This is a genomic window from Klebsiella sp. K5-204 (assembly GCF_030128585.1).
Taxonomy (GTDB): domain Bacteria; phylum Pseudomonadota; class Gammaproteobacteria; order Enterobacterales; family Enterobacteriaceae; genus Klebsiella; species Klebsiella quasipneumoniae.
Map to the genome: position 1 here is coordinate 361,436 of NZ_JAKUZS010000006.1, position 14,195 is coordinate 375,630.

The 14,195-nt window shown below is 61.5% G+C and carries 13 protein-coding genes; 8 read left to right on the forward strand and 5 right to left on the reverse strand.

All coding sequences use genetic code 11. From position 1 onward, the window contains the following. Positions 1-2: 2 nt before the first annotated feature. The gene (locus MKR05_RS17765) at positions 3-737 is read right to left on the reverse strand and encodes a bifunctional 2-polyprenyl-6-hydroxyphenol methylase/3-demethylubiquinol 3-O-methyltransferase UbiG (protein ID WP_032453514.1); all 735 of its coding nucleotides are present in this window, start codon (positions 735-737) and stop codon (positions 3-5) included. Positions 738-865: 128 nt separating this feature from the next. Here MKR05_RS17765 and mdtQ point away from each other — a divergent pair, with 128 nt between their 5' ends. Further along, a complete protein-coding gene (gene mdtQ, locus MKR05_RS17770) occupies positions 866-2,305 on the forward strand; it encodes a multidrug resistance outer membrane protein MdtQ (RefSeq protein WP_080901712.1) in 1,440 nt (479 codons plus the stop codon). A 32-nt stretch (positions 2,306-2,337) separates the two neighbouring features. On the opposite strand, the gene MKR05_RS17775 is transcribed toward mdtQ, so the two are convergent. Further along, the gene (locus MKR05_RS17775) at positions 2,338-2,907 is read right to left on the reverse strand and encodes a DedA family protein (RefSeq protein ID WP_023290430.1); all 570 of its coding nucleotides are present in this window, start codon (positions 2,905-2,907) and stop codon (positions 2,338-2,340) included. 153 nt (positions 2,908-3,060) lie between these two features. Here MKR05_RS17775 and MKR05_RS17780 point away from each other — a divergent pair, with 153 nt between their 5' ends. Both MKR05_RS17780 and pbpG read left to right on the forward strand, forming a co-directional pair. Further along, positions 3,061-3,648: a Yip1 family protein gene (locus tag MKR05_RS17780; RefSeq protein WP_032453512.1), complete on the forward strand. Its 588-nt coding sequence runs from the start codon at positions 3,061-3,063 to the stop codon at positions 3,646-3,648. Between the two features lie 188 nt (positions 3,649-3,836). Continuing rightward, a complete protein-coding gene (gene pbpG / locus MKR05_RS17785) occupies positions 3,837-4,787 on the forward strand; it encodes a D-alanyl-D-alanine endopeptidase (protein ID WP_023290428.1) in 951 nt (316 codons plus the stop codon). 389 nt (positions 4,788-5,176) lie between these two features. Here pbpG and MKR05_RS17790 read toward each other — a convergent pair whose 3' ends face one another. Both MKR05_RS17790 and dld read right to left on the reverse strand, forming a co-directional pair. Beyond that, positions 5,177-5,731, reverse strand: a complete 555-nt coding sequence (locus MKR05_RS17790) for a GNAT family N-acetyltransferase (protein WP_002912829.1) — start codon at positions 5,729-5,731, stop codon at positions 5,177-5,179. Positions 5,732-5,816: 85 nt separating this feature from the next. Beyond that, complete coding sequence (gene dld / locus MKR05_RS17795) at positions 5,817-7,562, reverse strand: D-lactate dehydrogenase (RefSeq protein WP_048982084.1); 1,746 nt, start codon at positions 7,560-7,562, stop codon at positions 5,817-5,819. A 194-nt stretch (positions 7,563-7,756) separates the two neighbouring features. On the opposite strand from dld, the gene bglX reads away from it, so the two are divergent. The 5 genes from bglX (at position 7,757) to MKR05_RS17820 (ending at position 13,934) form a co-directional block, all read left to right on the forward strand. Then, positions 7,757-10,054: a beta-glucosidase BglX gene (gene bglX / locus MKR05_RS17800; protein ID WP_284118441.1), complete on the forward strand. Its 2,298-nt coding sequence runs from the start codon at positions 7,757-7,759 to the stop codon at positions 10,052-10,054. Between the two features lie 136 nt (positions 10,055-10,190). After that, positions 10,191-11,108, forward strand: coding sequence for an ABC transporter substrate-binding protein (locus MKR05_RS17805; RefSeq protein ID WP_023290425.1), 918 nt, complete (start codon positions 10,191-10,193; stop codon positions 11,106-11,108). Between the two features lie 7 nt (positions 11,109-11,115). Then, complete coding sequence (locus MKR05_RS17810; RefSeq protein WP_044524199.1) at positions 11,116-12,273, forward strand: ABC transporter permease; 1,158 nt, start codon at positions 11,116-11,118, stop codon at positions 12,271-12,273. Then, positions 12,266-13,213: an ABC transporter ATP-binding protein gene (locus MKR05_RS17815; RefSeq protein ID WP_044524197.1), complete on the forward strand. Its 948-nt coding sequence runs from the start codon at positions 12,266-12,268 to the stop codon at positions 13,211-13,213. The genes MKR05_RS17810 and MKR05_RS17815 overlap by 8 nt, the downstream gene beginning before the upstream one ends. Further along, positions 13,197-13,934, forward strand: a complete 738-nt coding sequence (locus tag MKR05_RS17820; protein ID WP_023290422.1) for an ABC transporter permease — start codon at positions 13,197-13,199, stop codon at positions 13,932-13,934. Before MKR05_RS17815 ends, MKR05_RS17820 begins: the two co-directional genes overlap by 17 nt. On the opposite strand, the gene MKR05_RS17825 is transcribed toward MKR05_RS17820, so the two are convergent. Continuing rightward, the gene (locus MKR05_RS17825; RefSeq protein WP_002912762.1) at positions 13,909-14,022 is read right to left on the reverse strand and encodes a protein YohO; all 114 of its coding nucleotides are present in this window, start codon (positions 14,020-14,022) and stop codon (positions 13,909-13,911) included. The genes MKR05_RS17820 and MKR05_RS17825 overlap by 26 nt on opposite strands. Positions 14,023-14,195: the final 173 nt, after the last annotated feature.

A 14,195-nucleotide genomic window follows, 5' to 3' on the forward strand; every position in this document is an offset into this window, starting at 1 on the left:
GATTAAGCCGGTTTACGCGCGCGCAGTAAAAAGATCATCGGCCGCTCTTTCTCTTCATCCAGGGCGGGCTGTTGAGCAATCTGTTCGGCGCCTGGCCCCCACTCATCCAGTTGCTCCAGCACAAAACCGGCGGCGATAAGCGCGTTTATCCAGCTCGAGAGTTTGCGGTGCTGTTTAATGACGCCCTCGGCAAACCAGTTGCTGACGCGCTCCCCCTCCTGCTGATAGTGGCTGACCGGCCAGCTCTTTTGCCCCTGTTCATTCACCTGCCATCCCTGCTGCAGCGGCGCGGTATAGATGGGATGTTCGGCAGAAAAGACCAGGATACCGCCAGGGACCAGCGCCTGCTGCAGGGTGGAGAAGAGCGGGGCGATGTCGGGTAAATAATGCAGAGCCAGCGAGCTGTAGATCAGATCGCAGCTGTTGGCGGGCAGCGTCAAGGTTTGCAGATCGGCGCAGCGGTAGTCAATCTCATCCCCGCGGGTCATTTCCCGTGCCTGCGCCAGCATACGCCGGGAGATATCAAACCCCATTATCTGGCTGGCTCCCTGCTGCTGCGCCCAGCGGCAAAACCAGCCGTAGCCGCAGCCGAGATCCACCACCCGCAAACCGGCTAGCGGCGGCAGCATTTGTTGCAGGGCAGGCCACTCCGGTGCGCCATCCAGCCCTTTCACCGAACGATCGAGGGTTGCATAGCCGGCGAAGAAGTGCGGATCGTCATAAATATTCTGGCTCATATTCATCCCTTGAATTGATAAGTTTGTTTATTTTTAGCAAACTAATAATTTAGTCACACGCTTTACTAAACGCGTTTAATTCAATTAACTTATGATCACTCACCTGATTATGTTATCTGACCTGTCTAATGAAATTGAGATTAAATAATAGCGCGCTGGCGGCCTTGCCCCTGGCCATCGCGCTGGTAGGCTGCGCGCCTTCCCATGAGGTTGCTCGTCCGCCGCAGCAGCAAATTCCGGCTTCCCACGTTGCCATGGATCTTCCCGCCGCCGTCAAAAACGGCTGGCCGCAGACCGACTGGTGGAAAGACTACCACGATGCCCAACTGGATAATTTGATTCAGCGCGCGCTCGCCAACGCACCGGATATGCAGATTGCCGAACAGCGCATCAGGCTTGCCGAAGCGCAGGCCAGAATGTCGCAGGCGAATCTTGGCCCGGAGATGGATTTCTCCGCTGACATCGAACGTCAACGCATGTCGGCCGAAGGCCTGATGGGGCCGTTCGCCACCGACACCGACGGCAATACCGGCCCGTGGTACACCAACGGTACCTTCGGCCTGACCGCCGGCTGGGATCTCGATCTGTGGGGCAAAAACCGTGCGCTGGTGAAAGCCCGCATCGGCGAGCTGAAAGCCCAGGTGGCCGAGCAGGCTCAGACCCGCGAGCTGCTCTCCGGCAGCGTGGCGCGCCTGTACTGGCAGTGGCAGACGGAAGCGGCGATCAAAGCGGTGCTGCAGCAGGTGAAAAACGAGCAAAATAATATCGTGACGGTCGACAAGGCCCTGTATCAGCGCGGGATCACCAACTCCGCCGAAGGGGCGGAAAACGATATTAACGTCAGCAAAACCGACCAGCAGCTGGCGGACGTGGCGGGCACGATGAAAGAGATTGAAGCGCGGCTGATGGCCCTGACCAACAGCCAGAGCCAGTCGCTAAACCTCAAACCCGCCAGCCTGCCGACGGTCAGCGCGCAGCTGCCGGACACCCTTGGCTATGAGCTGCTGGCGCGTCGTCCGGATCTGCAGGTCGCTCACTGGTATATCGAGGCGTCGCTGAGCGAAGTGGACGCGGCGAAGGCGGCGTTTTACCCGGACATCAATCTGATGGCGTTCCTGCAGCAGGATGCCCTGCACTTAAGCGATCTTTTCCGCCATTCGGCGCAGCAGATGGGCGTCACCGCCGGACTGACGCTGCCGATCTTCGACAGCGGTCGCCTCAATGCCAATCTGGATATCGCCAGCGCGCAGAACAGCCTGTCCATCGCCCAGTACAACAAAGCGGTGGTGGATGCCGTCAACCAGGTGGCGAAAACCGCCAGCCAGGTCGAGACGCTGATGGCCAAGAGCCAACAGCAGCAGCAGGTTGAAAAAGACGCCCAGCGGGTGGTGGACCTGGCGCAGGCCCGGATGGCGGCGGGGATCTTGCCCGGCTCCCGGGTCAGTATGGCGAAACTCCCGGCGCTGCAGGAGCGTATCACCGCCTTGCGCCTGCACGGCCAGTGGATTGACGCCAGCATTCAGCTGACCTCGGCTCTCGGCGGCGGCTACCACCAGGCGGTGAAGTAACCGGCCACCCGGCGCGTCAGCGGGCGCGCCGCTCAGTCTTTCTTCTTCCCTTCGCGCCGCCTGAACCACCAGTGGGCGGCCACGACCACCACCACCGCGAGGATCAGCCAGATCCAGTGCTTCAGATGGGCGTCGAGGTGGTGCAGCCACGGGCCAACCACCTCGCCGCCAAGATAGCCTATGGTGGTAAACAGCAGAGCCCACACCAGCGCCCCGGCAATATTGAGCGGCAGGAAAATGCGCGGCGGCAGGCGGCTGGCGCCGATCAGCAGGGGGCCGATCACCCGGAAGCCGTACATAAAGCGGGTGCCGATGACAAACAGCCACGGCCGGTGCTGGATCATGCGCTGGGCTTTCCTGATCCGCGCCTTCTGGCTGGCGAAACGGCGCAGAATGCGCCCGCCGAAGCGGCGACCAAGCAGATAGAGCAACTGATCGCCAATCATCCCGCCGAGGGCGACAGCGATCACCACCAGGGGAAACTTCAGTAGTCCCTGATGCGCCGCGACGCCGCCCAGCAGGGTAATGGTCTCACCTTCCGCCATGCTGCCGACGATCAGCGCCGCGTAGCCATACTGGGAAATCAGGTGATTGATATCCATAAACAGCTTATCTCCTTACCTCATCACCTGTTAATCATACACCCTGCAGACCAAAACGCGTCGACGCAGATTTTTTGTCCTGTACACAAAATAATCTACAGGGTGAATTATACTTGGATCAGTGCAGTACGAAGCCGTGACAAGGGGGACGCTATGAACCATGTCTGGGGGCTCTTCGCTCATCCCAATCGGGAGATGAGCGTGATAAAGAGCGAGAATGAAACCATTTCTCATCACTATACGCATCATGTGCTGCTGATGGCGGCGGTTCCGGTGGTTTGCGCCTTTATCGGCACCACGCAGCTGGGCTGGAACTTCGGTGACGGCACCATTATTAAACTGTCGATGTGGACCGGGCTGGCGCTGGCTGTCCTGTTTTATGCCGTGATGCTGGCCGGGGTGGCGATCATGGGGCGGGTTATCTGGTGGATGGCCAGGCAATATCCACAGCAGCCTTCCCTGAAACGCTGCATGGTCTTTGCCGGCTATGTGGCCACGCCGCTGTTCCTGAGCGGGATTGTGGCGCTCTATCCGCTGGTCTGGCTGTGTGCGCTGATCGGTACCGTTGCCCTGTTCTATACCGGTTATCTGCTCTATCTCGGGATCCCGACCTTCCTGAGCATTAACCGGGAAGAGGGGCTCAGTTTCGCCAGCTCGACCCTGGCCATCGGGGTGCTGGTGCTGGAAGTACTGCTGGCGATCACCGTGGTGCTATGGGGGTATGGCTACCGACTGTTCTGATCGGACGAAACGGGTCAATATGCATTGCCGGCAAATATGTATTTTATGTCGGCAATGCAGCATTTCTTCACGATTCTTATTAGGCACAGGGCCTTACGGCGCGGTATGATGGCGTTTGCCAGCGAAGTTGCCCACTTAACCTCGCGGCGTACGTTCAATAACGTGCAAAAATACTTTTCAGAATGCCCATGATGCCGAAATTCCGAGTCTCTTTGCTCAGCCTGACCTTGCTGCTGGCTGTGCCTTTTGCGCCCCAGGCGTTAGCAAAAACCCCGACGGCGGTAGCCGCCTCGCAGCCGGACATCGCTTCCGGCAGCGCCATGATCGTCGATCTGGCCACCAAAAAAATCATCTACGCCAGCCAGCCGGATCTGGTGCGCCCGATGGCGTCGATCACCAAGGTGATGACCGCCATGGTGGTACTCGATGCCCATCTGCCGCTGGATGAAATGCTGACGGTGGATATCAGCCATACTCCGGAAATGAAGGGGATTTACTCCCGCGTGCGTCTCAATAGCCAGATCAGCCGCCGCGATATGCTGCTGCTGGCGCTGATGTCTTCCGAGAACCGCGCGGCCGCCAGCCTGGCGCATCACTATCCGGGCGGCTACGACGCCTTTATTCGCGCGATGAACGCCAAAGCGCAGGCGCTGGGTATGACCCATACCCGCTATGTGGAGCCCACCGGTCTGTCGGTGCATAACGTCTCCACCGCTCGCGATCTGACCAAACTGCTGATCGCCAGCGAGCAGTATCCGCTGATTGGCCAGCTGAGTACCACCAAAGAAGAGACCGCCACCTTTGCCCATCCGGCCTACAGCCTGCCGTTCCGCAACACTAACCATCTGGTGTATCGCGACAACTGGAACATCCAGCTGACCAAAACCGGCTTCACCAACGCTGCCGGCCACTGCCTGATTATGCGCACGGTGATTAACCAACGCCCGGTGGCGCTGGTGGTGATGGATGCCTTCGGCAAATATACCCACTTCGCCGACGCCAGCCGTTTGCGGACGTGGATCGAGACCGGGAAGGTGATGCCGGTCCCGGCTTCGGCGCTGAGCTATAAAAAGCAGCGCGAAGCGCAGATGGCGGAGGCGATGCTGAAAGGCGGCGCCCAGACCGCGCAGAACGATTAATCTGCATATACCCCGGATGACGGCGCATTGCGCCTTATCCGGGATAAAGATGCATTTATATCAAAGGGTTATCAGGTCTTGTAGGCCCGGCAAGCGCAGCGCCGCCGGGCGATCACGCCGAGTGCCGCGTTTGTGCCGGATGGCGGCGGACGCCTTATCCGGCCTACGTTATTTGGCGCTGGGTTCGCCCCCTTCGCAGGCCCGGCAAGCGCAGCGCCGCCGGGCAATCACGCCGAGTGCCGCGTTTGTGCCGGATGGCGGCTGACGCCTTATCGGCCTACGTTATTTGGCGCTGGGTTCCGCCCCTTAGTAGGCCCGGCAAGCTCAGCGCCGCCGGGCAATCGGGCTGGGGGGTTTATGCCGCGAGCCGCGGGATGTGACGCCGAATATTACTCCGGCAGCGTCCAGTCGCCGTCACCCAGCGCGCGCTGCATAATCAACGTATCCCGCCAGTCGCCCATCTTATAGCCGACGCTGCGCAGCTGACCTGCCACGGTAAAACCGAACTTTTTATGGATCGCCAGCGAGCCGGCATTGTTATGGCCATCGCCGATGATCGCCAGCATCTGCCGCCATGGGCCTTTCTCGCATTCGGCGATCAGCCGCGACAGCAGCGCGCTGCCGATGCCGCGCCCGCCCATTCCGGATTCCACGTAGATCGATTCTTCTAGGGTGTAGCGATAGGCCGGGCGCGGGCGATAGAAAGTGGCGTAGCAGTAGCCGACGATAGCCCCGCGCCACAGCGCTACCAGCCAGGGCAACCCGTTATCGCGCACGGTCTGGATCCGTTTACGCATTTCGTCAACGGTGGGAGGGATCTCTTCGAAGGAGGCGCGGCCATTCAGCACGTGCCAGACATACAGCGCGGCGATGGCGTGGGCATCGTCGGGCAGCGCTTCACGAATTTCTAAATCACTGTCGAGTAACGGGGCCTCTGCAGGCATGGCGGCGCTCCTGAATCTGCCGGAGAGACATTCTCCGGCGTGCAGCGTAATACAGAAGCGCCAGGCTGAATAGTCCTGCCGCCGATTATTGCGGATCCGTCGGGGAGGCCGGCGCCGGGGCCGCTTCACCCCAGTATTTCTGCTTGCTGGTTTTGCCGATCCCCGGGTTCATGCTGTTGGTCGGATCGTTCTGGCGATAGAACTGCTGCAGGCTCTCCGGCGCTTCATACAGATGACCCACGTTATGCTCCGCCGGGTACTGGGCGCCGCGGGCTTTCAGCAACGCCAGCATCTGCTCCTTCAGCGCATGGGCGTCGACCCCTTTCTTGACGATGTAATCCTGATGGAATACATGGCACATAAAGTGGCCATAGTAGAGCTTATGCACCAGCTGGCTGTCGATCTCCGGCGGCAGATGTTCGAACCACTCGGTATCGTTGCGGCGCAGGGCGATATCCAGCGCCAGAATATCTTCCACCTCGTCAGCATGCACCGCCTGATAGCGGATCGCCGCGCCCGCGGCGGCAAAGCGATGGAGGAACGCTTTGCTGCCTTCCTCCGGCGTGCAGGCGAAGAACTCCCCCTCGGCCTGTTGGAAGTACGCCGTCAGCCAGCGCTGCGCTTCTTCGATGCCGTCGCCGGCCATCTTCAGCAGCAGATGGTGTTCATATTTGTCGCGCCAGGTTTTCATCCGCTCCGGTAAATGCGCCGGGAAGACGTGGCCGAGCTTCTGCATAAAGCGGTCGGTAAAGTGCGGCTTAAACAGCGACACTTTCTCCAGCATCGCGTCGGTGCGCCCCTTCATGGTGAAGAAGAACGGCATTTTGTCGGTGCCGAGCTTGTCGATCATCAGGAAGGTGTCTTTGCCATACTTCTCGGCGATATCGTAAATATCGCGGTGCATATATTCCCCGGCCACCGGCAGATGCTGGAACTCGGCGAGGATATGGCGGCGGATCTCGGTCAATACCTGCGGCTGATTGGTGCCAATGTAAAACACCTGCTGGCGCTTCTCCGCCGGGAAGGTATCGAGACGCGCGGCGAAAACCGCCAGTTTACCGGCGCAGCCGGAGGATTCGAACAGGCGGTCCGGGTCGGCGTTGTAGCGCGCCGGGGTGTCGGCATCGACATCACGCACGCGGGTAACATAGTCGTGATCGTGGGCGTGACGGCCATCGTGCAGCACATCGCTATCGCTGATCCGCTCGTCGTCGAGTCGGCTGAGGATCTGCTCCGGCGTACTGCCGAGATCGATGCCCAGATGGTTGACCAGCTTCAGCTTACCGTCGGCGTCAATCTGCGCGAACAGCGACATCTCGGTATAGGCTGGCCCGCGCTGCACCAGGGAGCCGCCGGAATTGTTGCAGATCCCGCCGATCACCGACGCGCCGATGCACGATGAGCCGATCACCGAGTGCGGCTCGCGCCCCAGCGGTTTCAGCGCTTTTTCCAGTGAATAGAGAGTGGTGCCGGGCCAGGCCAGCACCTGCTCGCCTTTGTCCAGCAGATGCAGCTTATCCAGGCGCAGGGTGCTGATAATCACGATCTCGCGATCGTAATCATTGCCGTTGGGGGTGGAGCCTTCGGTCAGGCCGGTGTTGGCCGCCTGCATCAAAATGATTTTATCGGCGTCGACGCAGGCGTTGAGCACGCGCCAGAGTTCCAGCAGGGTGCCGGGAAAGACAACCGCCAGCGCTTCGCCCTGGCCGGAGCGGAAGCCTTTGCGGTAGCGCTGGGTTTTTGCCGGGTCGGTCAGCAGATGCGAAGGGCCAACCAGGCGCGCCAGGTCAGCCAGAAACGTTTTATGGGTGTTAGTGGGTGCAGATGACATGTTCCACTCCTTGTGGTGGTGCGCGAAATATCGAGGATAAGCATAGCGCTTTGTATGACAATTTGATGCATGAATGTTTCGCAAAAATCAGAGAAGAACCTTAGCATTCTGCGGGCGCGTTGTTTATATATATGGCAAACTGCGGTTTTTATTATGTTTTACCAAGTCCCCGTCTGAGAAAAAGCGAGATAACAATGAAATGGCTCTGCACTGTAGGCGTCGCCGTGAGTCTGGCGCTGCAACCCGCGCTGGCGGATGAACTGTTTGGTAACCACCCCCTGACCCCGCAGGCGCGGGATGCCTTTGTTACCGACCTGCTGAAAAAAATGACCGTGGACGAGAAAATCGGCCAGCTGCGTCTGATAAGCGTCGGCCCGGATAACCCGAAAGAAGCGATCCGCGAGATGATCAAAGCGGGCCAGGTGGGAGCGATTTTTAACACCGTCACCCGTCCGGATATCCGCGTTATGCAGGATCAGGTGATGCAGCTTAGCCGCCTGAAGATCCCGCTGTTCTTTGCCTACGATGTGCTGCACGGCCAGCGCACTGTCTTCCCAATAAGCCTCGGTCTGGCCTCGTCGTTTAACCTCGACGCGGTGAAAACCGTGGGCCGCGTGTCAGCTTATGAAGCCGCCGATGACGGGCTGAACATGACCTGGGCGCCGATGGTCGACGTCTCCCGCGACCCGCGCTGGGGACGCGCTTCCGAAGGCTTCGGGGAAGACACGTATCTGACCACGATGATGGGCCAGGCGATGGTGGAGTCGATGCAGGGCAAGAGCCCTGCTGACCGCTATTCGGTGATGACCAGCGTCAAGCACTTCGCCGCCTACGGCACGGTGGAGGGCGGGAAAGAGTACAACACGGTCGACATGAGCCCGCAGCGTCTGTTCAACGACTATATGCCGCCGTATAAAGCCGGTCTCGATGCCGGCAGCGGCGCGGTGATGGTGGCCCTGAATTCGCTGAACGGCACCCCGGCGACCGCCGATTCCTGGCTGCTGAAAGATGTCCTGCGCGACCAGTGGGGCTTTAAAGGCATCACGGTTTCCGACCACGGCGCCATCAAAGAGCTGATCAAGCACGGCGTGGCCTCCGACCCGGAAGACGCGGTGCGCGTGGCGCTGAAGTCCGGCATCAACATGAGCATGAGCGACGAGTATTACAGCAAATACCTGCCGGGGCTGGTGAAATCCGGCAAGGTGACCATGGCTGAGCTGGATGACGCCACCCGTCACGTGCTCAACGTCAAATATGACATGGGGCTGTTCAACGATCCGTACAGCCACCTGGGACCAAAAGATTCTGACCCGCAGGACACCAACGCGGAAAGCCGTCTGCATCGTAAAGAGGCGCGCGAAGTGGCCCGCGAGAGCCTGGTGCTGCTGAAAAACCGTCTCGATACGCTGCCGCTGAAAAAATCCGGCACTATCGCAGTGGTGGGCGCGCTGGCGGACAGCAAACGCGACATGATGGGCAGCTGGTCGGCGGCGGGCGTGGCCGATCAGTCGGTGACCGTCCTGACCGGCATCAAAGAAGCGCTGGGCGATAACGGCAAAGTGATTTACGCCAAAGGGGCGAACATTACCGACGACAAAGGCATTGTCGATTTCCTCAATCTGTATGAGAAAGCAGTGCAGGTTGACCCGCGCTCGCCGCAGGAAATGATCGACGAAGCCGTCGCGGCGGCGAAGCAATCCGACGTGGTGGTCGCCGTAGTGGGCGAGGCGCAGGGGATGGCCCATGAGGCCTCCAGCCGGACCGACATCACCCTGCCGCAGAGCCAGCGCAATCTGATTGCCGCCCTCAAAGCCACCGGCAAACCGCTGGTGCTGGTGCTGATGAACGGCCGTCCGCTGGCGCTGGTGAAAGAGGATCAGCAAGCCGATGCGCTGCTGGAGACCTGGTTTGCCGGCACCGAAGGCGGGCATGCCATCGCCGACGTGCTGTTTGGCGACTATAACCCGTCGGGCAAGCTGCCGATGTCCTTCCCGCGCTCGGTGGGGCAGATCCCAACCTACTACAGCCATCTGAATACCGGTCGGCCGTATAATCCGGAGAAGCCGAACAAGTACACCTCGCGTTACTTCGATGAGGCCAACGGCCCGCTGTACCCGTTTGGCTACGGTCTGAGCTACACCACCTTTAGCGTCTCCGATGTCACTATGTCGTCGGCCACCCTGCCGCGCGACGGCAGCGTGACCGCCAGCGTGCAGGTGACCAACACCGGCAAACGCGAAGGGGCGACAGTCATTCAGCTGTATCTGCAGGACGTCACCGCCTCCATGAGCCGGCCGGTGAAAATGCTGCGCGGCTTTAAAAAGGTCACCCTCAAGCCGGGTGAAACGCAAACCGTCAGCTTCCCGATCGACGTCGACGCGCTGAAGTTCTGGAACCAGCAGATGAAATACGTCGCTGAGCCGGGCAAATTCAATGTCTTTATCGGCGTGGACTCCGCCCGCGTGCAGCAGAGCGAGTTTGAGCTGTTGTAAGACAGAGCCCTTAAGCCCAACGTCACACGTTAAAGGCCGATTAATCGGCCTTTTCTTTTTCGTATCGCTGGCAAATGGACTACGCTTTTCTCTTAAGCTTCTGTAAGCGAAGCGCAAAAGAACTGAGGGAAGCGGGATGAAGATGGCGACGAAATGGTCCGGCGCGCTGGCGCTGGCCGCCCTGATAAGTGTGCCGCTGCAGGCGGCGGAGCCGGTGAAGGTCGGCTCGAAAATTGATACCGAAGGGGCGCTGCTGGGCAATATGATCCAGCAGGTGCTGGAAAACCACGGCGTCAAAACGATTAATAAAATCCAGCTCGGCACCACGCCGGTGGTGCGCGGGGCGATTGTCGCCGGCGAGCTGGATATCTACCCGGAGTATACCGGCAATGGCGCTTTCTTCTTTAAAGATGAAAACGACCCGGCATGGAAGAATGCCCGGCAGGGCTATGAGAAGGTGAAACGCCTGGATCAGGAGAAACATCAGCTGGTATGGCTCACCCCGGCGCCGGCTAACAACACCTGGACCATCGCCGTGCGCCAGGAGCTGGCGGAGAAAAATCATCTGACCTCGCTGGCCGACCTCAGCCGCTATCTGCAGCAGGGCGGCGAATTTAAGCTGGCGGCTTCGGCGGAGTTTATTGAACGCCCGGACGCGCTGCCGGCGTTTGAAAAAGCGTATGACTTCAAACTCAACCAGAACCAGCTGCTGTCGCTGGCCGGGGGCGATACGGCGGTGACCATCAAAGCGGCGGCGCAGCAGACCTCCGGCGTTAACGCGGCGATGGCCTACGGCACCGACGGCCCGGTGGCGGCTCTGGGGTTACAGACGCTGAGCGACCCGCAGGGCGTGCAGCCGATTTACGCCCCGACGCCGGTGGTGCGCGAGGCGGTGCTTAAAGCCTACCCGCAGATCGCCGACTGGCTGAAGCCGGTCTTCGCCAGCCTCGATGAAAAGACCCTGCAGCAGCTCAACGCCCGCATCGCGGTGGAAGGCCAGGATGCGAAGCGCGTGGCGGCAGATTATCTGCAGCAGAAAGGCCTGCTGAAGTAAGCCACCGGTGACCATTCGCTGTACTCACCGCGTCGGCCTGCTGCTGACAGGCCTGCTGCTGGTTACGCTGGCGCTGCCGTTTATCGCTTACGCGCCGAATCGCTTACTCTCCGGGGAAGGGCGCGGGCTGTGGCAGGTGATGCCCTGGCTCGCCGGCGTTCAGCTGGCGGCAGCCCTCGCCGGGATACTGCTCTGCTGGCTGCCGGGCAGGGTTGCGCCGCTTCTCCATCTGCTGCTGGCCGAACTGCTCTTCCCGCTGCTTATCTGGGGCAGCGGCCAGGCGGCGATTGAGCTCTCCCGGCACGGCTCGCCGCTGGCGCGCACCTCGCCCGGCAGCGGTCTGTGGCTGTCGCTGGCGCTCTGCCTGCTGCTGGCCAGCGAGGCCATTCGTCATCTTACCGCCCGGCCGCTGTGGCGCTGGCTGCTCAATGCGCAAGTCTGGCTTCTGCCCATCATCCTGCTCGCCGCCGGGGCGCTCGATCAGCTCTCGCTGCTGAAGGAGTATGCCAACCGCCAGGAGGTGTTTGACGACGCCCTGCGCCAGCATCTGCTTCTGCTGTTTGGCACCCTGCTGCCGGGCCTGATCATTGGCCTGCCGCTGGGGGTATGGCTCTGGCGGCGTCCGCGCTGGCAGGCGCCGGCCTTCACCGTGCTCAATGTGATCCAGACTATCCCGTCGGTGGCGCTGTTCGGCCTGCTGATTGCCCCGCTTGCCGGTCTGGCGCGCTATTTCCCGGCGCTGGGCGAGCTGGGCGTCTCCGGGACCGGCGTGGCGCCGGCCCTGATCGCCCTGACGTTGTATGCGCTGCTGCCGCTGGTGCGCGGGGTGGTGACCGGCCTGCAGCAGGTGCCGCGGGATGCGCTGGAGAGCGCGACGGCGATGGGCATGAGCGCCGGTCAGCGTTTTCGTCAGGTGCAGCTCCCGCTGGCGATGCCGGTGCTGTTGCGCAGCCTGCGGGTGGTCAGCGTGCAAACCGTCGGCATGGCGGTGGTGGCGGCGCTGATCGGCGCCGGCGGCTTTGGCGCGCTGGTGTTCCAGGGGCTGCTGAGCAGCGCGCTGGATCTGGTGCTGCTCGGGGTCGTGCCGACCATTGCCCTGGCGGTGGTCGTGGATGCTCTGTTCGCCCTGTGGGGCGCCTGGCTGAAAGGAGAGGCCAATGATTGAATTTGAAGGGGTCAGCAAAGCGTTTGCCGGCCACCCGGCGGTGAAGGACCTGACCCTGCAGCTGCGCGAAGGCGCTTTCTCGGTGCTGGTGGGAACCTCCGGCTCGGGCAAGTCGACGACGCTGAAAATGGTCAACCGCCTGCTGGAGCCGGACCGGGGCATGATTCGCTTTGCCGGCGAAGACATCCGCCAGCAGCCGCTCCTGACCCTGCGGCGGCGGATGGGCTATGCCATCCAGTCCATCGGCCTGTTTCCCCACTGGACGGTGGCGCAGAATATCGCCACCGTGCCGCAGCTGCAAAAATGGCCGCGGGGGAGGATCGCCGACCGGGTCGACGAGCTGATGGCGCTGCTGGGGCTGGAGGCAACGCTGCGCGACCGCTACCCTCATCAGCTCTCCGGCGGCCAGCAGCAGCGGGTCGGGGTGGCGCGGGCGCTGGCGGCAGACCCGGAGGTACTGCTGATGGATGAGCCCTTCGGCGCCCTCGACCCGGTGACCCGTGAGGCGCTGCAGCAGGAGATGCTGCGCATCCATCGCCTGCTGGGGCGGACGATTGTCCTGGTGACCCATGATATTGACGAAGCGCTGCGTCTCGCGGACCACCTGGTGCTGATGGACGGCGGCGAGGTGGTCCAGCAGGGGGCGCCGCTGGAGATGCTCCTGCGGCCAGAGAATCGCTTTGTGCAAACCTTTTTTGGCCGCAGCGAGCTGGGCGTGCGCCTGCTGTCGCTGCGCGAGGTGCGAGACTATCTGCGTCCCGACGAGCGGCTGGCGGGCGAGGGGCTGACCGTCACCATGACCCTGCGGGAAGCGCTGTCGCAGTTTGTCGCCCGGCGCTGCGAGGCGCTGCCGGTGGTGGATGCCGAGGGGCACCCCTGCGGCACGCTGCATTTTGCCGATCTGCTGCGCCAGGAGGCGAGTCATGAAGGCGCTTCGTGAGCCGCTGTGGTGGCTTAGCGCGCTGTTTATCGGCCTGCTGGCGGGGCTGCCCTACAGCGCGCCGCTGTTCAGCCGGCTGTTTCCGGAACTGCCGCGGCCGGTCTACCAGCAGGAGAGCTTCTGGGCGCTCACTGTCGATCACGGCTGGCTGGTGGCGGCGTCCAGCCTCGCGGCGACCGCTGTCGGGCTGGGGGCAGGGGTGGCGGTCACCCGGCCCGCGGGCAGCGCGTTTCGTCCGCTGGTGGAGACCATCGCCGCTATCGGGCAGACCTTTCCGCCGGTGGCGGTGCTGGCGATGGCGGTGCCGGTGCTGGGCTTTGGCTGGCTGCCGGCGCTGATCGCCCTCGCGCTGTATGGCATACTACCGGTGCTGCAAGGGACTCTGGCCGGTCTGGGGTCGATACCGTCGGGCGTGTCAGATGTGGCAGAAGGAATGGGCATGACCGGCTGGCAGCGTCTGTGCAAGGTGGAGCTGCCTCTGGCGGCCCCGGTAATCCTGGCGGGGATCCGCACCTCGGTCATCGTCAATATTGGTACCGCGACGATAGCCTCGACGGTGGGGGCCAATACGCTTGGGACGCCGATCATCATCGGCCTGAGCGGGTTTAATACCGCCTATATCGTGCAGGGGGCGCTGCTGGTGGCGCTGGCGGCGATTATTGTCGACCGCGCATTTGAGCGCCTGGCCCGCTGGCTCAGCCGACACCGCCACGTACAATAAAGGAATAGCCGGCCAGCATCACGCCGCTGATCCCGCCGATGGCCATAAGTAAGAAGAGAGTGACGACCGCGATTTTCGCTGGCTTCATAATAGGCTCCTGATGTTAACAGGGGGATTATACGGTGAAGCACAGGTGTTAATGAAACATTAATTGCGGTTTAGCGCGCCGCGCCGGGCTTTTTGCCGCTTTCGCTGCGTCACACGCCGCAAAAAAGTGTGATCCTGCCCGTCATTTTTCATTTTTATGCAGGGCTTCAAAGA

What these genes read in the sequence shown, in the direction of transcription:
- MKR05_RS17765 (WP_032453514.1), bottom strand. Translation starts at nt 737, where the DNA reads ATGAGCCAGAATATTTATGACGATCCGCACTTCTTCGCCGGCTATGCA.
- mdtQ (WP_080901712.1), top strand. Translation starts at nt 866, where the DNA reads ATGAAATTGAGATTAAATAATAGCGCGCTGGCGGCCTTGCCCCTGGCC.
- MKR05_RS17775 (WP_023290430.1), bottom strand. Translation starts at nt 2,907, where the DNA reads ATGGATATCAATCACCTGATTTCCCAGTATGGCTACGCGGCGCTGATC.
- MKR05_RS17780 (WP_032453512.1), top strand. Translation starts at nt 3,061, where the DNA reads ATGAACCATGTCTGGGGGCTCTTCGCTCATCCCAATCGGGAGATGAGC.
- pbpG (WP_023290428.1), top strand. Translation starts at nt 3,837, where the DNA reads ATGATGCCGAAATTCCGAGTCTCTTTGCTCAGCCTGACCTTGCTGCTG.
- MKR05_RS17790 (WP_002912829.1), bottom strand. Translation starts at nt 5,731, where the DNA reads ATGCCTGCAGAGGCCCCGTTACTCGACAGTGATTTAGAAATTCGTGAA.
- dld (WP_048982084.1), bottom strand. Translation starts at nt 7,562, where the DNA reads ATGTCATCTGCACCCACTAACACCCATAAAACGTTTCTGGCTGACCTG.
- bglX (WP_284118441.1), top strand. Translation starts at nt 7,757, where the DNA reads ATGAAATGGCTCTGCACTGTAGGCGTCGCCGTGAGTCTGGCGCTGCAA.
- MKR05_RS17805 (WP_023290425.1), top strand. Translation starts at nt 10,191, where the DNA reads ATGAAGATGGCGACGAAATGGTCCGGCGCGCTGGCGCTGGCCGCCCTG.
- MKR05_RS17815 (WP_044524197.1), top strand. Translation starts at nt 12,266, where the DNA reads ATGATTGAATTTGAAGGGGTCAGCAAAGCGTTTGCCGGCCACCCGGCG.
- MKR05_RS17820 (WP_023290422.1), top strand. Translation starts at nt 13,197, where the DNA reads ATGAAGGCGCTTCGTGAGCCGCTGTGGTGGCTTAGCGCGCTGTTTATC.
- MKR05_RS17825 (WP_002912762.1), bottom strand. Translation starts at nt 14,022, where the DNA reads ATGAAGCCAGCGAAAATCGCGGTCGTCACTCTCTTCTTACTTATGGCC.